Source organism: Neisseria sp. P0014.S002 (genome assembly GCF_051958295.1).
GTDB classification, from domain to species: Bacteria; Pseudomonadota; Gammaproteobacteria; order Burkholderiales; family Neisseriaceae; genus Neisseria; species Neisseria flavescens_B.
The window spans coordinates 233107-255391 of sequence record NZ_JBQCVO010000001.1 but is presented as its reverse complement, the minus strand read 5'-3'; the positions used below and the strand labels follow the sequence as shown (position 1 = coordinate 255391).

Annotated in this window: 24 protein-coding genes and 1 tRNA gene; 17 read left to right on the top strand and 8 right to left on the bottom strand. The window is 48.2% G+C overall.

The window, feature by feature from the left end:
- Positions 1-59: 59 nt before the first annotated feature.
- Positions 60-671, bottom strand: coding sequence for a CNP1-like family protein (locus ACTHSX_RS01185; RefSeq protein ID WP_070590962.1), 612 nt, complete (start codon positions 669-671; stop codon positions 60-62).
- A 109-nt stretch (positions 672-780) separates the two neighbouring features.
- On the opposite strand from ACTHSX_RS01185, the gene ACTHSX_RS01180 reads away from it, so the two are divergent.
- From ACTHSX_RS01180 to pyrC, 3 genes are all read left to right on the top strand, one after another.
- On the top strand, positions 781-1005 hold the full coding sequence (locus tag ACTHSX_RS01180) for a sulfurtransferase TusA family protein (RefSeq protein ID WP_003681929.1): 225 nt from the start codon (positions 781-783) through the stop codon (positions 1003-1005).
- 12 nt (positions 1006-1017) lie between these two features.
- A complete protein-coding gene (locus tag ACTHSX_RS01175) occupies positions 1018-1611 on the top strand; it encodes an NMCC_0638 family (lipo)protein (protein ID WP_440376548.1) in 594 nt (197 codons plus the stop codon).
- A 99-nt stretch (positions 1612-1710) separates the two neighbouring features.
- The gene (gene pyrC / locus ACTHSX_RS01170) at positions 1711-2745 is read left to right on the top strand and encodes a dihydroorotase (protein WP_440376549.1); all 1035 of its coding nucleotides are present in this window, start codon (positions 1711-1713) and stop codon (positions 2743-2745) included.
- 133 nt (positions 2746-2878) lie between these two features.
- Here pyrC and ACTHSX_RS01165 read toward each other — a convergent pair whose 3' ends face one another.
- Together ACTHSX_RS01165 and cysD are read right to left on the bottom strand one after the other, a co-directional pair.
- Entirely contained in the window at positions 2879-3442 is a 564-nt protein-coding gene (locus tag ACTHSX_RS01165) for an RBBP9/YdeN family alpha/beta hydrolase (RefSeq protein ID WP_440376550.1), read from the bottom strand.
- Between the two features lie 234 nt (positions 3443-3676).
- Complete coding sequence (gene cysD / locus ACTHSX_RS01160; protein WP_440376685.1) at positions 3677-4618, bottom strand: sulfate adenylyltransferase subunit CysD; 942 nt, start codon at positions 4616-4618, stop codon at positions 3677-3679.
- A gap of 189 nt (positions 4619-4807) precedes the next feature.
- Between cysD and trhA the strand changes: the two genes are divergently transcribed.
- Positions 4808-5434: a PAQR family membrane homeostasis protein TrhA gene (gene trhA / locus ACTHSX_RS01155; RefSeq protein WP_440376551.1), complete on the top strand. Its 627-nt coding sequence runs from the start codon at positions 4808-4810 to the stop codon at positions 5432-5434.
- A gap of 58 nt (positions 5435-5492) precedes the next feature.
- Here trhA and ACTHSX_RS01150 read toward each other — a convergent pair whose 3' ends face one another.
- Positions 5493-6923 (bottom strand): alanine/glycine:cation symporter family protein, encoded by a 1431-nt coding sequence (locus ACTHSX_RS01150; protein ID WP_440376552.1) that lies wholly within the window; start codon positions 6921-6923, stop codon positions 5493-5495.
- A 366-nt stretch (positions 6924-7289) separates the two neighbouring features.
- On the opposite strand from ACTHSX_RS01150, the gene ACTHSX_RS01145 reads away from it, so the two are divergent.
- Positions 7290-8018, top strand: coding sequence for a YebC/PmpR family DNA-binding transcriptional regulator (locus ACTHSX_RS01145; protein ID WP_300481257.1), 729 nt, complete (start codon positions 7290-7292; stop codon positions 8016-8018).
- Between the two features lie 60 nt (positions 8019-8078).
- Here the strand turns inward: ACTHSX_RS01145 and ACTHSX_RS01140 are convergent, their stop codons facing one another.
- The 4 genes from ACTHSX_RS01140 to tgt form a co-directional block, all read right to left on the bottom strand.
- Positions 8079-8570 carry a disulfide bond formation protein B gene (locus ACTHSX_RS01140; protein ID WP_440376553.1) on the bottom strand — a complete coding sequence of 164 codons (492 nt, stop codon included), beginning with the start codon at positions 8568-8570 and terminating at the stop codon, positions 8079-8081.
- A gap of 205 nt (positions 8571-8775) precedes the next feature.
- Positions 8776-9174 (bottom strand): c-type cytochrome, encoded by a 399-nt coding sequence (locus ACTHSX_RS01135; RefSeq protein WP_049351158.1) that lies wholly within the window; start codon positions 9172-9174, stop codon positions 8776-8778.
- Positions 9175-9294: 120 nt separating this feature from the next.
- Positions 9295-10305, bottom strand: a complete 1011-nt coding sequence (gene hemH / locus ACTHSX_RS01130) for a ferrochelatase (RefSeq protein WP_440376554.1) — start codon at positions 10303-10305, stop codon at positions 9295-9297.
- Between the two features lie 85 nt (positions 10306-10390).
- Positions 10391-11506: a tRNA guanosine(34) transglycosylase Tgt gene (gene tgt / locus ACTHSX_RS01125; RefSeq protein WP_440376555.1), complete on the bottom strand. Its 1116-nt coding sequence runs from the start codon at positions 11504-11506 to the stop codon at positions 10391-10393.
- Between the two features lie 237 nt (positions 11507-11743).
- On the opposite strand from tgt, the gene ACTHSX_RS01120 reads away from it, so the two are divergent.
- The 12 genes from ACTHSX_RS01120 (at position 11744) to accD (ending at position 22237) form a co-directional block, all read left to right on the top strand.
- Positions 11744-11820: transfer RNA gene (locus tag ACTHSX_RS01120), tRNA-Val, on the top strand.
- Positions 11821-11872: 52 nt separating this feature from the next.
- Entirely contained in the window at positions 11873-13783 is a 1911-nt protein-coding gene (gene thrS / locus ACTHSX_RS01115) for a threonine--tRNA ligase (RefSeq protein WP_440376556.1), read from the top strand.
- A 25-nt stretch (positions 13784-13808) separates the two neighbouring features.
- The gene (locus ACTHSX_RS01110) at positions 13809-14420 is read left to right on the top strand and encodes a hypothetical protein (RefSeq protein ID WP_440376557.1); all 612 of its coding nucleotides are present in this window, start codon (positions 13809-13811) and stop codon (positions 14418-14420) included.
- Between the two features lie 77 nt (positions 14421-14497).
- Positions 14498-15019, top strand: a complete 522-nt coding sequence (infC, locus tag ACTHSX_RS01105; RefSeq protein WP_308881586.1) for a translation initiation factor IF-3 — start codon at positions 14498-14500, stop codon at positions 15017-15019.
- A gap of 143 nt (positions 15020-15162) precedes the next feature.
- On the top strand, positions 15163-15360 hold the full coding sequence (gene rpmI / locus ACTHSX_RS01100) for a 50S ribosomal protein L35 (RefSeq protein ID WP_003675505.1): 198 nt from the start codon (positions 15163-15165) through the stop codon (positions 15358-15360).
- A gap of 12 nt (positions 15361-15372) precedes the next feature.
- Complete coding sequence (gene rplT, locus ACTHSX_RS01095; protein ID WP_003675502.1) at positions 15373-15732, top strand: 50S ribosomal protein L20; 360 nt, start codon at positions 15373-15375, stop codon at positions 15730-15732.
- A gap of 248 nt (positions 15733-15980) precedes the next feature.
- Positions 15981-16970, top strand: coding sequence for a phenylalanine--tRNA ligase subunit alpha (gene pheS / locus ACTHSX_RS01090; protein WP_314596870.1), 990 nt, complete (start codon positions 15981-15983; stop codon positions 16968-16970).
- Positions 16971-17072: 102 nt separating this feature from the next.
- The gene (gene pheT, locus ACTHSX_RS01085; protein ID WP_440376558.1) at positions 17073-19436 is read left to right on the top strand and encodes a phenylalanine--tRNA ligase subunit beta; all 2364 of its coding nucleotides are present in this window, start codon (positions 17073-17075) and stop codon (positions 19434-19436) included.
- 114 nt (positions 19437-19550) lie between these two features.
- Positions 19551-19853, top strand: coding sequence for an integration host factor subunit alpha (locus ACTHSX_RS01080; protein ID WP_003680933.1), 303 nt, complete (start codon positions 19551-19553; stop codon positions 19851-19853).
- Positions 19837-20184 carry a hypothetical protein gene (locus ACTHSX_RS01075; protein ID WP_440376559.1) on the top strand — a complete coding sequence of 116 codons (348 nt, stop codon included), beginning with the start codon at positions 19837-19839 and terminating at the stop codon, positions 20182-20184. The genes ACTHSX_RS01080 and ACTHSX_RS01075 overlap by 17 nt, the downstream gene beginning before the upstream one ends.
- A 326-nt stretch (positions 20185-20510) precedes the next feature.
- The gene (trpA, locus tag ACTHSX_RS01070) at positions 20511-21296 is read left to right on the top strand and encodes a tryptophan synthase subunit alpha (protein ID WP_070607841.1); all 786 of its coding nucleotides are present in this window, start codon (positions 20511-20513) and stop codon (positions 21294-21296) included.
- A 74-nt stretch (positions 21297-21370) separates the two neighbouring features.
- Complete coding sequence (gene accD / locus ACTHSX_RS01065; RefSeq protein WP_440376560.1) at positions 21371-22237, top strand: acetyl-CoA carboxylase, carboxyltransferase subunit beta; 867 nt, start codon at positions 21371-21373, stop codon at positions 22235-22237.
- Positions 22238-22285: the final 48 nt, after the last annotated feature.

Below are 22285 nucleotides of genomic sequence, written 5' to 3'. Positions count from 1 at the left end.
TCTTGAAAGACAAGGCCGTCTGAAAAATTTCAGACGGCCTTTTTGTTGATTAAAGCAGTTTATTTGTCGTGGTTGGTCAGCGTTGTACCGTGACGGCCGCCGCGTTCTTTCAAACGTTGTACCAAGCCTTCGACCGTTGTCGGCATACCGTCGATACAGAATGCCTGATACAGGGCGGTATGCAGGGCGTCATTGCGGCTGAACGCATTGCCGATCAGCTTCCAATCGCCTTTGCGCGGCTCAATCCAGCGGTGGTTTACTGTGTCGCCGTAAGCGAATACTTTGTAAGACGAACGCTTGTCGTTGCTGTAAGTAAAGGATGTGCGGGCGCAATAGAGGCCTTCGACGGAGAGGTTGTCGTAGCCTTTGTCGGAGCGCACGTTTAAGATGTAGCGGATGCTGTTGTCCGGCGCAGGCATAATTTGCAGGCTGCTGAGCAGGATTTTGGGCTGCTTGCCGTAGGTTTCGTTGACATAGAGGTCGAACCAATCGCCCGATTGGGTATCGGGCAGGGGCGGCAACTCGGCTTTATGTTCTTTAAACTCGCGTGCGGCAACTTCTTCAGGGCTTTCCTGATAACGCGTGTTGGTCAGCGTATCCTTTTGGCTGAAACCCAAAGCAAATGCTTGAGTCGCGGCAAGGCTGAGAGCGAGAAGGGCAAAACGGCGCATAGACAGCTCCAAAGTGAAAAATGGCTTTATTTTATGGGCTTACAGGGTGGGGTGCAAGTAAGTGCGGTATAATTGACGTTAATTCTGATTAATATGACGAGTTTTCATCATGAATACACAAACTCTGGATGTCATCGGTTTGAAATGTCCGTTGCCGATTTTGCGTGCCAAAAAAGCTTTGGCGCAAATGCAGGAAGGCGAAGTGCTGACCGTATTGGCCACCGATGGCGGCGCTCCCGGCGATTTTGAAGCGTTTTGCCGTCAGACCGGGCATGTTTTGTTGGAATCGAGTGAAGCCGACGGCGTGTTCAAGCTGGTGTTGAAGCACAAATAAAGGCCGTCTGAAATGTCTAAAGCCGTCGCGTTGTCTGCCGCTGTATTGGCTGTCTGCCTGAGTGCATGCGGCAATGAAGGCGTTTCGCCGCAGAACGCTGCTGATTATGCCCAAAATGTAACCGACTTGTTCCGCCAAAGCTGCGTGGCCGCAGACGGCGATGTCGCCCTTGTCGGCGAGTTTGCCAATGCCAACAAACTGGTTTTATTGTCGAAAAAAGATATTGCCGATTTGCCTGCCGGAATGATGGATTTGGAGGCATTAAGCATTTGGAAGAAAACGGAAAACGGCGTAGATTATTATTTGAGCCTGACTGAAGACAGTTGCAGCGTGCGCACGGCTAAAGCCGACGACCATCTGATTTTCAAACAATTTTTGGCTTTGGCAGAAAATCCGCCGCAAGGTTTGAACGCTGAATTGCGTGCCGATAATTTGGCGGAAACCCCGTTGCCTATGCGTCAGATTTCCTACGCATGGCGCGCGTCCGGCAGTCCGAAAGAAACCTTGCTGACCGTTAAAACAACGTCGTCCGAGCATTTTCCGGTACAGGCTGTTTTTTATTTGACCCATCATTCTTACGACAATAAGGCCGCCGTTTTGCCTTAAGCCGGTTGACGATTGAAAAACATCAAATTGCTAGAAACCGTTACCGCCAAATAAAGGCCGTCTGAAACATTATCAAACCAAACCACTCGAAAGTAAGCTATGCAAACCCTGACCATCATCCGCCCCGACGATATGCACTTACACCTGCGCGACGGCGACGCGCTCAAAGCCGTTGTCCCGTACACCGCCCGACAAATGGGCCGCGCGGTTATCATGCCCAACCTGAAGCCGCCCGTCGTCAGCGTTGCCGATGCCCAAGCATACAAAGAGCGCATTATGGCCGCCCTGCCAGAAGGCAGCGCCTTCCAGCCGTTGATGACGCTTTATTTGACCGACAATGCCACTCTCGAACTCGTGCGTGAAGCCAAGGCTGCCGGTATCGTGGCTTTCAAACTTTATCCAGCAGGCGCGACCACCAATTCCGATTCCGGCGTGACCGACTTGTTCAAACTGATTCCCGTGTTGGAGGAAATGGCGAAACAGGGCATTTTGTTCTTGGTTCACGGCGAAGTGACCGATCCTGAAATTGATATTTTTGACCGCGAGGCCGCCTTTATCGAGCGCGTGATGAAGCCGGTTTTGGCGCAAGTGCCCAACCTCAAAGTTGTGTTTGAACACATCACCACTGCTGAGGCAGCCCGACTGGTATTGGAAGCCGGCGATAATGTTGCCGCGTCTGTGACGCCGCAACACTTGCTGCTCAACCGTAACGACCTTTTGGTTGGCGGCGTGCGCCCTCATCATTTCTGCCTGCCCGTACTCAAGCGCGAAACCCACCGTCAGGCTTTGGTTGCCGCCGTTACCGGCGATAAGGCGCACAAATTCTTCCTTGGTACGGACTCTGCGCCACATGCCAAGACTGCCAAAGAAAATGCTTGCGGTTGTGCCGGTATGTTCAGCGCAATGACTGCCATCGAGCTTTATGCCGAAGTGTTTGAGAAAGCAGGCGCGTTGGGCAAACTGGAAGCCTTTGCTTCTAAAAACGGCCCACGTTTCTACGGTCTGCCTGAAAATTCCGATACCATCACATTGGTCAAACAAACGCAAACCGTTCCTGCCAGCGTACCTTACGGCGATGGCGAGCTTGTGCCAATGAGGGCCGGTGGTGAGATTGAATGGACGGTGCGATATTAAATTTGCCGTCAATAAGGCATAAAAAGAAACAACCTGCTTGAAAGGGCAGGTTGTTTTTTATTGTCGTTCAGACGGCCTGTTATGGGGAGGGAGGACAGACAAGGCCGTCTGAAAACCGGATTATTGTGTGTGTTTAGTCGGTCAACATGGGTTTCAGCACTTCCCAAGCCTGCGGCAGTTGGGTAAAGCCGTCTGAAGCCATCAAATGGCCGCCTTCGGGGATATGGGTAACAGGGCTTTTGAGTTTGGCCGCCATGTCCAAAGTCAGTTCGGGCGGAACATGGGTGTCGTTGTCGGAAACCAGGCAGTGTTTGGGCATGTCGATTTTGCGCAGGATGTCGAAATCGGGGGACGCTGCTTTAATGTAGGCATCAAGCGCGGGTAGGGGCGGCAGTGTATCGGCAAAACCGGCGGCAAGCAGCAGGCCGCCGATTTTTTGCGGCTGTTGACGGCTGAGGAAGTGAAGGAGGGTAATGCAACCGAGGCTGTGGCCGACTAGGAAGGTATGGGCATCGGGCTTGCCGATGTGCTGGTCAAGGGTAAATTGCCACGCGGTCGTGCTTGGTTTGTCGGGATTGGGCATGGCGAGGGAGATTGCTTGTGCGCCGGTGCTTTTGATTTGGGCGCAAAGCCAGTCAAACCAGTTGTCGTGCGGATTGCCTTCAAAGCCATGTACGATATAAACGCGTCGATTCATGTGTCTCCTCCTTCAGACGGCCTGAGATTTTTGTCTAAATCTCTGCCTGTAAGCGTTTATTATACCATGTTTGTTTATGTTTTATTGTTTGCCGCTTTGTCAGGATGATTGATTAAGCTTTTGTTGTTAAATGATATTTGCAAGAATAATAAAGCAAACAACACGGCAGTGGCGGATGGCTTTGCCGTGTTGTTCGGGTTTGAAATATATATATGGGTCGTCTGAAAAACAGGTTTAGAAATAGCCTTGTTTTTTGCGCTCCTCCATTGCCGCTTCCGATACGCGGTCGTCCATGCGCGTGGCGCTGCGTTCGGAAATGGTTGCGGCGGCGGTTTCGGCAATGATGTCTTCCGGTGTGGCGGCAGTGCTGGCAACCGGGCAGGTGCAGGAAATATCGCCGACGGTGCGGAAGCGGACATCGCGGATTTGGGCAATTTCGCCTTCGCGTTTTGGGGTCAACGGGGTAACGGGAACGAGCAGGCCGTTTCGTTCGACAACTTCGCGTTTGTGGGTGTAATAAATCGGCGGCAGGGCGAGCTTTTCGCGTGCGATGTATTGCCAGATGTCCAATTCCGTCCAGTTGGAAATCGGGAAAACGCGCATGTTTTCGCCTTGGAACAGGCGCGTATTGTAGAGCGACCATAATTCGGGACGTTGGTTTTTGGGATCCCATTGGCCGAACTCGTCGCGGAAAGAGAAGATGCGTTCTTTGGCACGCGCTTTCTCTTCATCGCGGCGTGCGCCGCCCATCAGTGCATCAAAGCCTTGTTCTTCAATGGTTTCAACCAGTGTAACGGCTTGGGCGGCGTTGCGCGAATCGGTTTCGCGGCGCAAGACGACGCTGCCTTTGCGGATGGATTCTTCTACGCTGCCGACCACAAGTTGTACGCCGGTACGCGCGACCGTATCATCGCGGAAACGGATGACTTCGGGGTAGTTGTGGCCGGTATCGACATGCAGGAGTTTGAACGGCAGCTTCAGCGGACGGCCTTCGATTTGGAAGGCTTTGACGGCAAGCGCCAGCAATACGACGGAGTCTTTGCCGCCGGAAAACAGCAGGGCCGGATTTTGAGCATTGGCAATCACTTCGCGGATGATGTAGATAGACTCGGCTTCGAGCCAGTCGAGGTGGTGGTTTTGGATAGACATTTTTTCTCTCTTTGCAACCTTGGCGATAGCCGATACTTTAGTGAGGCCGTCTGAAAAAGGGAAAGAATGGTTTGTTTGTTGCAAAGATGTTTTTGTTATATTGCAGGGTCGTGTTTTTCAGACGGCCTTTGCGCTTTAACTTATTTTTAAACCGATTTCTCTGACGAAGCGCCTGTCTTGGCGTACACTTTGGTCTTTTATAAATGAGAATGGTTTATGTATCACGGCGAGAGATTTAATGCGTACAGCCATTTGGCCGGTTTCTTGTTGGCAGTGGCGGCCTTGGTGCTGATGCTGGTGAAAGCGGTGGAATCGGCGGACGGCTATCGGATTGCCGGTGCACTGACTTACGGAGTCTGCCTGCTGCTCCTGTATTTGGGTTCAACCTTATACCACAGTATTCCGCAGCCGAAGGCCAAGGCGATTTTGCAAAAGGTCGATCATTGTATGATTTATCTTTTGATTGCAGGCAGCTATACGCCGTTTACGCTGATTACCCTTCACGGCGGCTGGGGCTGGTCGCTTTTCGGCGTGTCGTGGGGACTGGCTTTGCTGGGCATTGTTCAGGAGCTGACGATTGGGCGCAAAAGCGAGAAGCGGCTGCTGTCGATGGTGATTTATGTGTTGATGGGCTGGTTGATTGTGGTGGCGGTGTGGCCGCTGATACAGTCGCTTTCGGCCGGCGGGTTGTTTTGGCTGGTGTTGGGCGGCATATTGTATAGCGTGGGGATTTATTGGTTTATCAACGATACGAAAATCCGCCACGGCCACGGTATCTGGCACTTGTTTGTCTTGGCAGGCAGTTTGACGCAATTTATCAGCATTTATTTTTATGTGTTGTAGATTCAGACGGCCTGAAATAAAAAACCTCTCAGTTTGACTGAGAGGTTTTTGTTTGTCGTTAACCTGGGTTTTTGTCGTGGAATTCGTGGAATTCATAGTTGTAGGTCAACTCTTTGCCGGCTTTGGTTTGCGCCAAATAATCGTCGTAAACCGCACGGATTTCCTTACGCAGCAGGAAGAGGGCGATTAAGTTCGGCAAGACCATAAAGCCGTTGAACATATCGGACATACTCCAAACCAAATCCACTTTACCCAAGGTACCCAATACGATGGCCACCAAAACCAGTGCGCGGTAGATACCCAAGTGTTTGCCGCGGAACAGGAAGCGGATATTGGATTCGCCGAAGTAGTACCAGCCGATGATGGTGGTAAAGGCGAAGAAGGTCAGACAGATGGCGAGCAGTTGCGAACCGAAACCCGGGAAGGCCTTGTTAAAAGCCAGTTGGGTAACCGCAGCGCCGGTTTCGCCGGACAAGTTGGCGTCGGTCAGCAGGATAATCAGCGCGGTTGCCGTGCAGACCATCAGCGTATCGATAAAGATACCGATAAACGCGGCCATACCTTGTTGCACAGGGTGTTTGACGTTAGCGGTTGCATGAGCGTGCGGGGTCGAACCCATACCGGCTTCATTGGAAAACAGGCCGCGTGCCACACCGAAGCGGACTGCCTCGCGCATACCGATACCGGCCGCACCGCCCAATACCGCTTCAGGATTGAAGGCGGCGACAAAAATATTGTGGAACATCGGGATGATGTGGTCGGAGAATTTGAACAAAATAATCACGGCACACAAGATGTAAATCACCGCCATAAACGGCACGACAAATTGCGCGATACCGGCAATGCGGTTGATGCCGCCGATGATAATCAGGCCGGCGAATACCGCCAAAGCAATACCGACAGCTATCGGAGGAATATCGAAAGCCAAATTCATGGCCGAAGCGATAGAGTTGGATTGGGTCGCGTTACCGATGAAACCCAGCGCGATAATCAAGGCAATAGAGAAAAAGCCGGACAGGAAACGCGCCGCGCCACGGCCGATTTTCGGAGTCAGGCCGTGCGTAATGTAAAACGCAGGGCCGCCGATGTATTTGCCGTGGCTGACCACGCGGTATTTTTGCGCCAAAACGGCTTCTGCAAAAATGGTAGACATGCCCAAAATGGCAGACAACCACATCCAAAAAATGGCACCCGGGCCACCGGCGGTAATCGCAGTAGCGACGCCGGCAACGTTACCGGTACCGATTTGCGCGGAAATCGCCACGGCAAGCGCTTGAAATTGAGACAGGGATTTGCCTTCGTGGTCTTTGTCTTTTTTGCTGAACAAGCCGCCGAAAACGGATTTGAAACCCGTCCCCAATTTGGTTATTTGCGGCGCGCCCAAGTACAGGGTAAAAAACAGGCCGATACCGATTAAGGCATAAATCAGCAGGTAGTCCCAAAGAATCTGATTGACTGCACCCACCAGAGCAGACAATATTTCTTCCATAATAAAACCTTTAATAAAAACAATAAAAATAAAATGATACGGGTAACTACCCCCTCTCATTTTTCATGGTTGGCAACATCGGCGAGCAGGCCGTTTTGCCATTCGATACCGGTTAAGTTGTTAACAATTTTAACCGATTTTGTCATCATACCGTAAACCTTCGTGAATTAAAACGAAAAACTGACAAAGGTTTGCCGCAAATGTGCTTCTTTATTTAAAAAAGGTTTCTTTGTTTTCAGACGGCCTTTTTTTTGCAAATATTCGGGCCGTCTGAATATTTTGGCTAAAGGCAACTTATGATAAAATGCACGCCTTACAAATGAAGCAAATTCCGCCTCAACGCGTGAAAAAACGAAAGGAATCAATATGGCAGGCCATAGTAAGTGGGCAAATATCCAACACAAAAAAGCCCGACAAGATGCCAAACGCGGCAAAATCTTCACCCGTCTGATTAAAGAAATTACCGTTGCTGCCCGCATGGGCGGCGGTGACCCCGGCGCGAACCCGCGCCTGCGCCTGGCTTTGGAAAAAGCCGCTGAAAACAATATGCCTAAAGACAACGTGCAACGTGCCATCGATAAAGGTACGGGCAATCTGGAAGGTGTGGAATACATCGAGTTGCGTTACGAAGGCTACGGCATCGGCGGCGCGGCTTTGATGGTGGACTGTCTGACCGACAACAAAACCCGTACCGTTGCCGATGTGCGTCACGCGTTCACTAAAAACGGCGGTAACTTGGGTACCGACGGCTGCGTAGCGTTCAACTTCGTTCATCAAGGCTATTTGGTGTTTGAACCGGGCGTTGACGAGGATGCGCTGATGGAAGCAGCTTTGGAAGCCGGTGCGGAAGACGTCATCACCAACGACGACGGTTCCATCGAAGTGGTTACCGCGCCGAACGACTGGGCCGGTGTGAAATCGGCTTTGGAGGCGGCAGGTTATAAATCTGTTGACGGTGACGTTACCATGCGCGCCCAAAACGAAACCGAGTTGAGCGGCGAAGATGCGGTTAAGATGCAAAAACTGATTGACGCATTGGAAGATTTGGACGACGTACAAGACGTTTACACTTCTGCCGTGTTGAATCTGGACTAAACAGTTTAAAGAACAAAAGGCCGTCTGAAATTTCAGACGGCCTTTTTATATCGAAACCAATTAGATTTTTCTGGTTTTCAACCAAGCCCAAAGCAGCAGCAATACGACAAAGCTGAAATACAAAATACTCCACACCGGCAGGGCGACGCCGAATAGATAGTCCGGCTCGGCGCAGTTGCCAAAGCCGCGGACGATGGGTTCAAACCAATCGAACAAAGGCCAGTCGCGCAGGCGGAAGGTCCAAGGTGCGCCGCAAGAAGGGGCGGTGCCGGGCGGCAGGCTTTGCAGCCAAATTTGATAGGCGGCGACACCTGCGCCGTAAACGGCCGGAGCGGCAATCAACAATGCCGAGAGCGAGCGGGCAAATTTGGAAGATTGAGAACTGAATGCCGTAACAATGGCCAACAGCCCGACAGCCAATACGCACAAGCGTTGCAGGATGCACAATACGCACGGGTTCATGCCCAAAACGTATTGGGAAATAAAGGAGCCGCAGGTGGCAAATATGGAGAGGACGACTAGAAATAAAACAGTCTTGCGGAAAAAGTTCATAACATAAAACCTTTCAGACGGCCTGGACGCAAAACAGCCGATAAATAATGTTTACTTTAACACAAAACGCATATGCTTTTTTTGGTTTGACGGTTTTTTGCGTATGTTTGTTGATGTTGCGTAACCATAAATATGGAAACAAAAATGTGTTCCGTATCGAAAAGGCCGTCTGAAATGTTCAGACGGCCTTTAGGGGAGAGACGTTTTATTTTTTCCCGTGAGATTTTTTGACATCTGCTTCAGTAATCGTACCGCCGCCATTATTAAAGGCGTTCATGATGTAAGTGGCAACGGCGGCGACATCGGCATCGTTGATGGCGGTAGCAGGCATGAAGCCGTTGTAGGATTTGCCGTTTACTTTAATCGGGCCGTTGATGCCTTTGGTCATGCTTTGCAACAGGGCTTGCGGTTTTTTATTGATATAGTCGGACTGGAATAAAGGCGGGAACATGGCACCCCGGCCTTCGCCTTTTTTACCGTGGCAGGCGGCGCAGTTGGTTTCGTAAATTTTTTGTCCTTTGCTTATCAGTGAGGCATCAGCGGCAAAAGCAGTTGGGAGGCTGAGTGCGGTCAGAAGGAGCAGGATAGGGCGGAGTGCAGTCATGATGTGTTCCTTTTTGAGTGGTGTTTTTGATGGCCACACGCTTGGTTTGCGTTTTAATGGCTTGATGATAACGCTAAAGGCCGTCTGAAAGTAGATTTTTCAGACGGCCTTTGGTTTAGGTCAAATCCAGCCTTGCAGATTGGCCCGACTTAATTGTGCAAGTGCGGCAATCCAGTTGGCGGAATCGTTGAGGCAGGGGATGTAACGGTATTCTTTGCCGCCGGCGGCGTGGAATTGTTCGCGTCCCATAATGGCGATTTCTTCCATGGTTTCGAGGCAGTCGGCCAGGAAGCCGGGGCAGAATACATCGAGTTTGGTTGTGCCTTGTTTCGGAAGCTGATCAAACAGGGCTTGTGTGCTGGGCTTGACCCATTGGGATTTGCCAAACTGGCTTTGGAAAGAAACGATGTATTCTTGTTCGGACAAGCCCAATGCCTGCGCCAACAGCTTGGCAGTATGGTGGCACTCGTCAGGATAGGGGTCGCCGTCGTCGTGATGCTTTTGCGGAATACCGTGGAAACTCAACATCAGTTTTTCGCTGCGTCCGTTTTGAGCCCAATAGGCTTCAATATGCTGCTTCATGGCTTGAATATAGGCGGCATCGTCGTAATAACGGGAGACGGTGCGGACGCTCATTTGGTTGCGTTGCAGCAATAACTCTTGAAACACTTTGTCCAAAGCCGCCCCGGTAGAAGAACCGGCATATTGCGGATAGAGCGGGATGACCAGCAATTTGCCCACACCTTGGGCTTTGAGTTCCGCCAAAACATCGGCAACGCTTGGATTGCCGTAAGTCATGGCATGACGGACGATGACATCGGGTAAATGTTTGGCCAGGGCTTCTGCTTGGCGGTGTGTGTAAACCTCAAGCGGCGAACCTTCTTTAAACCAAACTTTTTCATAGGCATGCGCGCTTTTTTTCGGGCGAAAAGTCAATACCAAGCCGCGCAATATCGGTTGCCATAAGAGCTTGGGCAGTTCGACAACGCGTTGATCGGACAGAAATTCTTTCAAGTAAGGCTTGACTGCGGCAGCAGTGGGTGCGTCAGGCGTGCCGAGGTTGAGCAGCAGGACGGCGGTACGGTTTTGTGCGGTGTAGGCTAAGGGCGGTTCGGTATGGAAACGGGACATGATTGTGCTTTATTAATTAAGAATATTGAGGCCGTCTGAAAAGCAGTTTGAATTAAAATCTGATTTCAGACGGCCTTTAAAAGGATTAATCCACACCGCGGGCGCGGTTTTCATGGAATTGCGCCTGCCAATCGGCAAATTTGCCTTGCTCGATGGCTTCGCGCATTTCTGCCATGATGACTTGGTAGAAGTGCAGGTTGTGGATGGTGTTGAGCTGTGCGCCCAAGATTTCGCCGACTCGGTGCAGATGGTGCAGGTAGGAGCGGCTGAAATTCTGACAGGCGTAGCAGGTGCAACTTTCGTCAATCGGACGTTTGTCGAGCTTGTGTTTGGCGTTTTTGATTTTCAAATCGCCAAAACGGGTAAACAGCCAGCCGTTACGCGCATTGCGGGTGGGCATAACGCAGTCGAACATGTCCACGCCGTGTGCCACGCCGTACACCAAATCTTCAGGCGTGCCGACGCCCATCAAGTAATGTGGTTTGTGTTCCGGCAGGATAGGGCCGACAGCGCGCAACATGCGGTACATTTCGGGCTTGGGTTCGCCAACGGACAAGCCGCCGATGGCCAAGCCGGGGAAGTCGAGCTCTTCCAAACCTTTCAGCGATTCTTCGCGCAAATCTTCATACATCGCGCCTTGTACAATGCCAAACAGCGCATTCGGGTTTTTCAGGTCTTCAAAAGCCTTTTTGCTTCGTTCCGCCCAGCGCAGGCTCATTTGCAGCGATTTTTGCGCTTGGCTGTGCGTTGCTTCGCCAGGGGTGCACTCGTCCAACTGCATTACGATGTCGGAATTCAATACGGTTTGGATTTTCATCGACACTTCTGGCGAGAGGAACAGTTTGTCTCCGTTGATCGGGCTTTGGAATGTACAGCCTTCTTCGGTCAGCTTACGCATATCAGATAACGAAAACACTTGAAAACCGCCCGAGTCGGTCAAAATCGGCTTATCCCAGCCGATAAATTCGTGCAGGCCGCCGAATTGTTCGATGACTTCCAAACCTGGGCGCAGCCACAGATGGTAAGTGTTGCCTAAGATGATTTGCGCTTTGATGTCATGCAGGTTTTGCGGGCTCATTGCTTTGACCGAACCATATGTGCCGACAGGCATAAATACCGGCGTTTCGATTTTGCCGTGGTTCAGTTCCAAAGTGCCGCGTCGGGCATGACCGTCTTTTTTGTGTAAGGTAAATTTGAGCATAGTAATAATAGATTGGACGTTCGCGTGTGTGCGAAATGAAAGGGCAGATTATAAAGGATTTTTCGTTGGTTGACGGCGGGATTTTATCTCAGTCAAAACAATGCTTCAGACGGCCTGAATGATAGAGGAAATAAAAAATGAGGTATAAATCAAACAAAAATATTCAGGCCGTCTGAAAAGTATTTACAGATGCTTGCAAAAGGGAACACGCTTCGTTACAATAAGCGACTTAGATGAAGGCACATAGCTCAGTTGGTTAGAGCACCACCTTGACATGGTGGGGGTCGTTGGTTCGAGTCCAATTGTGCCTACCAAATTTCCATAACGGCTTTATGCCGTTATTTTTTAATGTTTTGGAGCTTTCTGATGTTGAACATTACCTTGCCGGACGGTTCGGTCCGCCAATATGAATCACCCGTTACCGTGGCGCAAATTGCAGCGTCTATCGGTGCAGGTTTGGCAAAGGCAACGGTAGCGGGCAAGGTTAATGGTAAATTGGTGGATGCTTGCGATCCGATTACCGAAGATGCCCACGTTCAAATCATTACGCCTAAAGACAAAGAAGGTGTGGAAATTATCCGCCACTCCTGCGCGCACTTGGTCGGTCATGCGGTCAAGCAGCTCTACCCAGATGCCAAAATGGTTATCGGCCCGGTCATTGAAGACGGGTTCTATTACGATATCGCAACTGAAAAACCATTTACGCCTGATGATGTAGCCGCCATCGAAGCGCGCATGAAAGAGTTGATTGCACAAGACTATGACGTCATTAAAGTGATGACGCCTCGTGCAGAAACCATCAAAATTTTCCAAGATCGCGGCGAAGAGTACAAATTGCGTCTGATTGAAGACATGCCTGAAGTGGAAGCAATGGGTATGTATCATCATCAAGAATACGTCGATATGTGCCGCGGTCCTCACGTTCCCAATACTCGTTTCTTGAAAAACTTTAAGCTGACCAAACTAGCAGGCGCATACTGGCGCGGCGACAGCAATAATGAAATGTTGCAACGTATTTACGGTACGGCTTGGGCAAGTAAAGACGAATTGAAAGCCTATATCCAACGCATCGAGGAAGCAGAAAAACGCGACCACCGTAAGCTGGGTAAACAATTGGATTTATTCCACCTGCAAGATGAAGCACCGGGCATGGTGTTCTGGCATCCTAAAGGCTGGGCTTTGTGGCAAGTGATTGAGCAGCATATGCGTAAAGAGCTGAATGCTGCTGGTTATAAAGAGGTGAAAACACCTCAGATTATGGATAAAACCTTCTGGGAAAAATCCGGCCACTGGGAAAACTATAAAGACAATATGTTCGTGACCAGTTCCGAAAAACGCGAATACGCGGTTAAACCGATGAACTGTCCGGGTCATGTGCAAATTTTCAATAACGGCTTGCGCTCATATCGCGATTTACCAATGCGTTTGGCTGAGTTCGGTTCTTGCCACCGCAATGAACTAAGCGGTGCATTGCATGGTCTGATGCGTGTTCGCGGTTTTGTGCAAGATGATGCGCATATCTTCTGTACCGAAGATCAAATCGTTGATGAAGCACGTGCATTCAATGAATTGCTGGTTCGCATTTACAAACAATTCGGCTTCCATGATGTTGCTGTGAAGTTGTCCCTCCGCCCTGAACAACGTGCAGGTTCTGACGAAGTTTGGGATAAAGCCGAACAAGGCCTGCGTGATGCATTGACCGCTTGCAGCGTAGAGTGGGAAGAATTGCCTGGCGAAGGTGCATTCTATGGTCCTAAGATTGAGTACCATGTCAAAGATGCCTTGGGTCGCTCTTGGCAGTGCGGTACCCTGCAGTTGGACTTCGTATTGCCGGAGCGTTTGAATGCAGAATATGTAACTGAAAACAACGACCGTGCGCGTCCTGTAATGTTGCACCGTGCTATTTTGGGCTCATTGGAGCGCTTCATCGGTATTCTGATTGAAAACCATGCAGGCTCGTTCCCATTGTGGCTTGCGCCGGTTCAAATGGTGATTATGAATATCACCGAGAACCAAGCAGATTATTGTCGCGAGGTGGCTGCCAAATTGCAGGCAGCGGGCTTCCGTGTCGAATTGGATTTGCGTAACGAAAAAATCGGTTACAAAATCCGCGACAACAGCCAATACCGTTTCCCTTATCAAATCGTTGTCGGCGATAAAGAGAAACAAGAAAACAAAGTTGCGGTACGCCGCAAAGCAGAAGACTTGGGTTCTTTGAATATCGATGATTTCATTGCACAATTGCAAATTGAAATTAAAGAGGCGCTAAGTAATTGACTATATTTATGTAAGGAATGTTAAGATGGGTTTTCTATCTGATTTAGCTGGTGCTGCCTTATATGGTGCAGTTGATAGCTTTTTGAATAGTAAGAATTATAAGTCATTCACTGACTCTGAATTAATTACTGAACTGGCAAATTCACAAAATCATAATGATATAAAAGAAATAATCTCTATCTTAAATACTCGGGGATATGATAAGGCTACAATAAAACAAATCTTAAATTATCCAAACAGGAACTTTCTACTGCACGAAATAGAAACCTATATAGAGCGTTATTCTAATAATGAAAACAGTGAACTTCGTGATTTTATAATTGAACTACTTGTCGGAAATAATCAAGACGATTTAGCAAAAGTTTTAGCAGTAACGGTATATCTACAGAGAAACAATGTAAAGTCACGAGATTTAGAGGAATATGCTGACGAAGTGTTTGATCAAGTAAAAAATAGAGATAATAAGGTATATTTTGTTAGCAATGATAAAGTTATTGCTGACTTCTTCAGCTCTTTAGCTGGTGATGATAAAAGTAGCGCCGAACAAGCACTTAACATACTAGGTGATCGAGGATATAGTTGTTTTGAAATTGAAGATATGCTTGAGGGTTTTTATAGAAAGCATATTGATAATTAACATAATTTGATGTTTTAGTTAAAATTAACAGTACTCAACTAGGTTGAGATATTTTACTATTATTTATAAGGAGTATCATCATCGCTCAAGAACGCGAAGCACGAATCAATGGTGAAATTACCGTTAAAGAAGTGCGATTAATCAGTGAGTCAGGCGATCAGCTTGGTGTCGTTTCAGTTCGTGAAGCTCTGGCTATGGCCGAAGAGCAAGATGTCGATTTGGTAGAAATTTCCCCAACTGCCAAACCACCCGTATGCAAACTGATGGATTACGGTAAATATAAATACCAACAAGCCAAGAAGCGCGACGAAGCCAAGAAAAACCAAAAGCAGGTACAGATCAAGGAAATTAAATTCCGTCCGGGTACTGATGAAGGCGACTATCAAATCAAGATGCGCAACATTAACCGTTTCCTTGCCGATGGTGACAAAGTCAAAGTGACATTGCGTTTCCGCGGTCGTGAGATGGCCCACCAACAATTGGGCGCCCAACTACTTGAACGCGTAAAAGAAGAGTTGGCTGAGGTGGCACAAATCGAGTCCTTCCCTAAAATGGAAGGCCGACAAATGGTAATGATGATTGCGCCTAAGAAAAAATAAAGCTATAATACAAGGCTTATTTCGATTGCCGCTCGGAATAAGGTTTAATTAGCGGCAAAAACCGTGGTATTTTGGGTTCCAAGTGTTTGAAATTTATTTCAAAACCCCCTTATACCTTATCTAATAACGAATGGAGTTTTCCAATGCCTAAAATGAAAACCAAGTCTAGCGCGAAAAAACGCTTTAAAGTACTGGGTAACGGTGGTGTAAAACGCGGTCATGCGTTCAAAAGTCACATCCTGACCAAAAAAACCACTAAAACTAAACGTCAATTGCGCGGCACCGCTATGGTGGATTCACGTGATTTGGCTTCTGTTGCTAAAATGTTGCCCTACGCTTAAGGAGTTTAGAATATGCCACGCGTAAAACGCGGTGTTACCGCTCGTGCTCGTCACCAAAAAGTCTTCGCGTTAGCCAAAGGCTACCGCGGTCGTCGTAAAAACGTTTACCGTGTTGCCAAACAAGCGGTAATGAAAGCCGGTCAATACGCATACCGTGACCGTCGCCAACGCAAACGTCAATTCCGTCAACTGTGGATCGTTCGTATCAACGCAGGAGCTCGTGAAAATGGTCTGTCTTACAGCAAATTCATGAACGGCCTGAAACGCGCTGCTATCGAAATCGACCGCAAAGTATTGGCTGATTTGGCTGTATTCGACAAAGCTGCATTTGCACAATTGGTTGAAAAAGCTAAAGCTGCTTTGGCTGCTTAATTCGATAAGATTATTTAAAAAGGAAGCTTATGCTTCCTTTTTTCTTTTCTAAAAGAAACTCTATGTAGTTGATTTTCTTTCTTTAAACTCTATTTTTTTATACTGATTTGCGATAAAATAGGCCACTCTTATCAAACGGATTGGCCGCAATAAGACAAAAGGCCGTCTGAACGGGTTTGCAATCAAATCCAACAGACGGCTTTGTTGTTTCAGGCGGCCTGCCATCAACAAACAGACGATAAACCACCATGGAAAATGTAAACCGTATCGTTGCAGAAGGTATTGCCGCTATTGAAGCCGCGCAAGACTTCAATGCCTTAGAACAAATTAAAGCACGCTATCTTGGTAAAACCGGCGAATTGACCGGACTTTTGAAAACTTTAGGTCAAATGTCTCCTGAAGAGCGTAAAACCATAGGCGCGCACATCAACGAATGCAAAAATCAGTTTCAGATGGCCTTTAATGCCAAACGCGATGCCCTAAATGAAGCTAAGCTGCAAGCCCAATTGGCTGCAGAAGCCTTAGATATTACTTTGCCGGGCCGTGCGCAAGAACATGGCGGTTTGCATCCAGTTACTTTGACTTTGCAACGCGTGGTTGAGCTGTTTCACGGTATGGGTTTTGAAGTAGCGGACGGCCCTGAAATCGAAGACGATTTCCATAATTTCCAAGCCTTGAATATTCCTGCAAATCACCCAGCGCGTGCGATGCAAGATACGTTCTACGTTGAAAACGGCGACGTTTTGCGCACACACACTTCGCCTATTCAAATCCGCTATATGCTCGACAAAAAAGAGCCGCCTATCCGTATTATTGCTCCCGGCCGCGTTTACCGCGTGGACAGTGATGCCACTCACTCGCCTATGTTCCATCAGGCCGAAGGTTTGTGGGTAGAAGAGGATGTGACTTTTGCCGACTTGAAAGCTGTGTTTACTGACTTTATCCGTCGCTTCTTTGAGCGCGATGACCTGCAAGTGCGTTTCCGTCCGTCTTTCTTTCCATTTACCGAGCCTTCTGCCGAAATCGACATCATGGGTGAAAACGGCAAATGGTTGGAAGTAGGCGGTTGCGGTATGGTACATCCTAACGTGTTGAAAAACGTCAATATCGACCCTGAAAAATATACCGGTTTCGCTTTTGGTATTGGCCTCGACCGCTTTGCCATGTTGCGCTACAACGTCAATGATTTGCGCTTGTTCTTTGATAACGATTTGAACTTCTTGAAGCAGTTTAAATAAATTTCAGATGGTCTTTGATAGGCCGTCTGAAAAGTGAATAGATATTACTGATTTCGTCTGATAAAAATTTGTTTCAGACGGCCTGATAGTAGAGAAAATAATATGCAATTTCCTTATTCATGGCTGAAAACCCAAGCCAATCCTGATCTTTCTGCCGATAAACTGGAACATCTTTTGACCATGGCCGGTTTGGAAGTGGAAGAAATCGATACTGCCGCCCCTGCTTTCAGCGGTGTGGTTGTTGCCGAAGTAAAATCCGTTGAAAAACATCCTGATGCAGACCGTTTGAACGTTACCCAAGTTGATGCGGGTACGGGCGAGTTGGTGCAGATTGTTTGTGGTGCGCCGAATGTCAAGCCGGGTATTAAAGTGCCGTGTTCGTTGCCGGGTGCCGTTTTACCGGGTAACTTTAAAATTAAGCCGACTAAAATGCGTGGTGTGCCATCAAACGGTATGCTGTGTTCGACCAATGAACTGGGTTTGCCTGATGATGGTGTAGACGGTCTGCACATTCTGCCTGAAGATGCGCCTGTCGGTACCAATATCCGCGAATACTTGGATTTGGACGATACGCTGTTTACGTTGAAAATTACGCCTAACCGTGCTGATTGCTTGAGTGTTAAGGGCATTGCGCGTGAGGTTTCTGCGTTGACTCAATGTGCGTTTACGCCTGTTGAAATTCAGACGGCCTCTATCGGCAGTGAGAAAAAACAGGCTGTCCGTATTGATGCACCGGCTGACTGCGGTCGTTTTGTCAGCCGCGTTATTGAAAATGTTAATGCGAAAGCGGCTACTCCGGATTGGATGAAACAACGTTTGGAACGCAGCGGTATCCGCAGCATTTCCGCATTAGTGGACATCGGCAACTATGTCATGCTGGAAATCGGTCAGCCTATGCATGTTTTCGATGCGGATAAGCTGTCAGGCAATTTGATTGTCCGCCGTGCTCAAAATGGCGAGACTTTGGCGTGCCTGAATGAGAAGACGGTTACTTTGGCTGACAATACACTGGTGGTCGCTGATGAAAAAGGTGCGTTGAGCTTGGCCGGCTTGATGGGCGGCGAGGCAAGCGCGGTTTCAGACGACACGCAAAATATCGTGCTGGAAGCGGCTTGGTTTACTCCGGAGAGTATTGCCGGTAAATCCCGTCAATACGGTTTTGGCTCGGATTCTTCTTTCCGTTTTGAGCGTGGCGTGGATTACCGCTTGCAAGCTGATGCCATTGAGCGTGCTACCGAATTGGTGTTGCAGATTTGCGGTGGTGCAGCTGGTGAAATGGTTGAGGCACAAGGAAAATTGCCTGAGGCAAAACAGGTTGAATTGCGTTTAGGCCGTCTGAAAACGGTATTGGGCGTTGAAATTCCTGCCGAGCAAGTCGAAATTATCTTGCAACACTTGGGTTTGCAGCCTGAGAAAACCGCAGAAGGCTTCCGTGTTACTTCTCCTAGCTTCCGTTTCGATATCGAAATCGAAGCCGATTTGATTGAAGAAATTGGCCGCGTTTACGGTTATGAAAATATTCCTGACGACTATACTTCAGGCCGTCTGAAAATGTTGGCATTGCCTGAAACCAAACGCCCGCGCTTTGCAGTTTATAACGAAATGGCGGCTCGCGGTTACCGCGAAGTGGTCAGCTATGCGTTTGTGGATGAGCAATGGGAGAAAGACTTTGCTGCCAATACCAATCCTATCCGTCTGCAAAATCCGTTGGCGGCGCAGTATGCCGTTATGCGTTCTACGCTTATCGGCGGTTTGGTGGAAGTTTTGCAAAACAATTTGAACCGTAAGCAAAACCGTGTACGCGTATTTGAAATTGCCCGCGTGTTCAGCAAAGATTCGGCTGATCAATTTGTTCAAAACGAACGTATCGGCGGTTTGTGGTATGGCTCCGTGCTGCCTGAGCAATGGGGAGAAAAAACACGCAACGTGGATTTCTACGATATGAAAGCCGATGTTGAGAGCCTTTTGAAAAACAAAGAAGTATCCTTTGTTAAGACCGAACATCCGGCATTGCATCCTGGACGCGCCGCCAATATTGTTTCAGACGGCCGAGTAGTTGGTTTTGTTGGCGAGTTGCATCCGAAATGGCTGCAAAAATATGATTTGCCGCAAGCGCCGCTGGTATTTGAAATCGATATGGATGCGGTATTGGGTCGTGAGAAAACCCGTTATCAGTCCGTATCCAAATTCCAACCTGCACGCCGAGATTTGGCATTTGTAATGCCTGAAGCTGTGACGCATGATGATTTGTTAAATGCCCTGAAAGCGGCGGCGAACAAGCTGGTTCAAGAAATCAGAGTGTTTGACGTTTACCGCGGTACGGGCGTGCCTGAAGGCATGAAGAGCGTTGCCGTCAAAATCATTTTGCAAGATATGGAAAACACGCTGACAGATGAAGTCATCGAGCCTTTGGTTGCGAAAATGATTAAAGCGGCAGCCGAAAAAGATGCACAGCTTCGCGCTTAACATAAGATAAAAGTTGTCGCTAAAAATCGCCAATAATATTTGATTTTTTGGTGAGGACTTGATTTTTAAAAGAATTTTGGTAATAATTGCACCAGTTTGAATGAAGGTAAACACATGACACTAACTAAAGCAGAATTGGCTGATATTTTGGTCGACAAAGTCAGCAACGTCACCAAGAATGATGCCAAAGAAATCGTCGAGCTCTTTTTTGAAGAAATCCGTAGCACTTTGGCGCGTGGTGAAGAAATTAAAATTTCCGGTTTCGGTAATTTCCAATTGCGCGATAAACCTCAACGCCCAGGCCGTAACCCTAAAACAGGCGAAGAAGTGCCGATTACCGCACGCCGTGTGGTAACTTTCCATGCCAGTCAAAAACTCAAAGGCATGGTGGAGCATTACTATGACAAACAACAATAATCCGGTTATTCCTGCCAAGCGTTATTTTACGTTGGATGAGATGTGCCAATTGGTGCAAATCAGTCCGGCTCAGTTTGCCCAATGGCAACATGAGAATAATGTTGTAATTGGATACGGTGGCGATCGATATACGCGCTCAGATGTAATTAAGTTGTTGAAACTGAAAGATACGTTTGAACCATATATCGATACGTTCAGCCGTGGCGCTTTGGATGTAAACGGCAATCCTGCCGCCAATGCAGAAGAAGTCCGTTATGGTCTGATGCAGGTTTTGTCTGATTTGGAGCGTCATCTGGGTCCTGAACAACAAAATCACCATGTCGAGCTATAATCAATAAGGAAATTCTGATCAAAAGTGCGAAGGCATACAAAGATTTGCATAATTGATTCTAATAAAGGCTGTTTGAATGATTTTCAGACGGCCTTTATTGTTTTATATTGCTTTCAAAATATCAGAATCTTGATTGCAAATGATTCTATGAAATAGCCGTAAATGTTATACTTAGCCTCTTGTTTGCCGATTGGGAAGAAACAGTCATTAGATAATGCGGATAGATGCCGCCTTTTCATGGCAAACTGAGGTTTTTAAAACAAATGTAACGGCAGAATAAACAGGCTGCCGGACAATATTCAAATCGATGAAATGGATAGCAGAAAATGAGCAGAATCCAACAAACTTTCTCAGCGCTCAATGGCGCAAAAGCACTGATTCCTTATATTACGGTGGGTGATCCCAGCCTTGAGACAACCTTGGCATTGATGCATAGCCTGGTGGCTAATGGTGCTGATATTTTGGAACTGGGTGTGCCGTTTTCTGACCCGATGGCAGATGGCCCGACTATTCAACGTGCGGCTGAAAGGGCGTTGGCAAATCATGTTTCTTTGCGCGACGTATTGGAAACAGTACGCTTGTTCCGCCAAACCAATGATAAAACGCCGGTTGTCTTGATGGGCTATTTGAACCCAGTACATAAAATGGGCTATCAGGCATTTGCGCAAGTGGCTGCCGAAGCAGGCGTAGATGGCGTGTTGACCGTGGATTCTCCGGTAGAAACCATTGCTCCTTTGCATGAGTCGTTGAAAGCGCAAGGTATTGATTGTATTTTCCTTATTGCGCCGACAACAACTGAAGAGCGTATTCAAACGATTGCCAAAGTAGCCGGTGGCTTTGTGTATTATGTATCGCTCAAAGGTGTAACCGGTGCGGCAAGTTTGGATACTGAAGAAGTTTCGCGTAAAATAGAGCTTTTGCGCAAATATATTGATATTCCGATCGGTGTCGGCTTCGGCATTAATAATGCGGAGAGTGCGCGTAAGATTGGCGCGGTAGCGGATGCCGTTATTGTCGGCAGCCGTATCGTCAAAGAGATTGAAAGCCACGCAGGTAGCGAGGCTGAGGCGGTAGGCGTGTTGGTTAAAGAGTTGAAAGACGCGATTCGCTAAATTTTTTATTCCATTATTTCAGACGGCCTTACATTCAACAGGCCGTCTGAATTCTGAATTCCAAGGAGTCATTCATGAGCTGGCTAGATAAAATTCTTCCTCCGAAAATTAAAAACCGAAGCAGTTCGTCCAGCGTCCCTGAAGGCCTGTGGCACAAATGTCCGTCTTGTTCGGCAACGGTTTACTCAACCGAGTTGAAACAAAACAGCGAAGTCTGCCCGAAATGTAATCATCACAATCCGCTTTCTGCGCGCGAACGTTTGGACCTGCTTTTGGATGAAGAAGGTCGTGAAGAGATTGCAGCCAATATTAAGCCAACAGACCCGCTGAAATTTAAAGACAGCAAAAAATATCCGGATCGCCTCGCGGCTGCGCGTAAAGCAACCGGCGAAGACGATGCATTGGTTGTTATGAAAGGCACCATGAATGGCCTGCCTGTCGTTGTGGCTGCGTTTGAATTCCGTTTTATCGGCGGCTCTATGGGCTCGGTCGTGGGCGAGCGTTTCGTTCAGGGTGTACGTCGTGCCGTTGCAGATAATTGTTCGTTTATTTGCGTGGCGGCTTCCGGTGGTGCGCGTATGCAGGAAGGGGTCAACTCTTTGATGCAGATGACGAAGACCAGCGCGGCTTTGCATTTGCTGACTGAAAAACGTCTGCCGTTTATTTCCGTATTGACCGACCCGACCATGGGCGGCGTGTCTGCCAGCTTTGCCTTCTTGGGTGATGTGGTTTTAGCAGAACCGAATGCGCTGATCGGTTTTGCCGGTCCGCGCGTTATCGAGCAGACTGTACGCGAAACCTTGCCGGAAGGTTTTCAACGTGCAGAATTCTTGTTAGAGAAGGGCGCAATCGACCAAATCGTCGATCGCCGTTCCATGAAAAAACGTATCAGCGATTTGATTACTTTGTTGCGTCATGAAGGTAAAGTAACCGCTGCTTGATTAGTACAATAAGAAAGGTCGTCTGAAAAAATTCATTCAGACGACCTA

Bases quoted from the DNA above. Each gene is read 5' to 3' on its own strand.
- ACTHSX_RS01140 (WP_440376553.1), bottom strand. From the start codon at position 8,570: ATGAACTTTTTCCGCAAGACTGTTTTATTTCTAGTCGTCCTCTCCATA.
- ACTHSX_RS01135 (WP_049351158.1), bottom strand. From the start codon at position 9,174: ATGACTGCACTCCGCCCTATCCTGCTCCTTCTGACCGCACTCAGCCTC.
- pheT (WP_440376558.1), top strand. From the start codon at position 17,073: ATGCAATTTCCTTATTCATGGCTGAAAACCCAAGCCAATCCTGATCTT.
- ACTHSX_RS01150 (WP_440376552.1), bottom strand. From the start codon at position 6,923: ATGGAAGAAATATTGTCTGCTCTGGTGGGTGCAGTCAATCAGATTCTT.
- ACTHSX_RS01110 (WP_440376557.1), top strand. From the start codon at position 13,809: ATGGGTTTTCTATCTGATTTAGCTGGTGCTGCCTTATATGGTGCAGTT.
- thrS (WP_440376556.1), top strand. From the start codon at position 11,873: ATGTTGAACATTACCTTGCCGGACGGTTCGGTCCGCCAATATGAATCA.
- ACTHSX_RS01175 (WP_440376548.1), top strand. From the start codon at position 1,018: ATGTCTAAAGCCGTCGCGTTGTCTGCCGCTGTATTGGCTGTCTGCCTG.
- ACTHSX_RS01185 (WP_070590962.1), bottom strand. From the start codon at position 671: ATGCGCCGTTTTGCCCTTCTCGCTCTCAGCCTTGCCGCGACTCAAGCA.
- trhA (WP_440376551.1), top strand. From the start codon at position 4,808: ATGTATCACGGCGAGAGATTTAATGCGTACAGCCATTTGGCCGGTTTC.
- ACTHSX_RS01180 (WP_003681929.1), top strand. From the start codon at position 781: ATGAATACACAAACTCTGGATGTCATCGGTTTGAAATGTCCGTTGCCG.
- trpA (WP_070607841.1), top strand. From the start codon at position 20,511: ATGAGCAGAATCCAACAAACTTTCTCAGCGCTCAATGGCGCAAAAGCA.
- accD (WP_440376560.1), top strand. From the start codon at position 21,371: ATGAGCTGGCTAGATAAAATTCTTCCTCCGAAAATTAAAAACCGAAGC.
- ACTHSX_RS01075 (WP_440376559.1), top strand. From the start codon at position 19,837: ATGACAAACAACAATAATCCGGTTATTCCTGCCAAGCGTTATTTTACG.
- rpmI (WP_003675505.1), top strand. From the start codon at position 15,163: ATGCCTAAAATGAAAACCAAGTCTAGCGCGAAAAAACGCTTTAAAGTA.
- ACTHSX_RS01145 (WP_300481257.1), top strand. From the start codon at position 7,290: ATGGCAGGCCATAGTAAGTGGGCAAATATCCAACACAAAAAAGCCCGA.
- ACTHSX_RS01080 (WP_003680933.1), top strand. From the start codon at position 19,551: ATGACACTAACTAAAGCAGAATTGGCTGATATTTTGGTCGACAAAGTC.
- rplT (WP_003675502.1), top strand. From the start codon at position 15,373: ATGCCACGCGTAAAACGCGGTGTTACCGCTCGTGCTCGTCACCAAAAA.
- pyrC (WP_440376549.1), top strand. From the start codon at position 1,711: ATGCAAACCCTGACCATCATCCGCCCCGACGATATGCACTTACACCTG.
- ACTHSX_RS01165 (WP_440376550.1), bottom strand. From the start codon at position 3,442: ATGAATCGACGCGTTTATATCGTACATGGCTTTGAAGGCAATCCGCAC.
- tgt (WP_440376555.1), bottom strand. From the start codon at position 11,506: ATGCTCAAATTTACCTTACACAAAAAAGACGGTCATGCCCGACGCGGC.
- hemH (WP_440376554.1), bottom strand. From the start codon at position 10,305: ATGTCCCGTTTCCATACCGAACCGCCCTTAGCCTACACCGCACAAAAC.
- pheS (WP_314596870.1), top strand. From the start codon at position 15,981: ATGGAAAATGTAAACCGTATCGTTGCAGAAGGTATTGCCGCTATTGAA.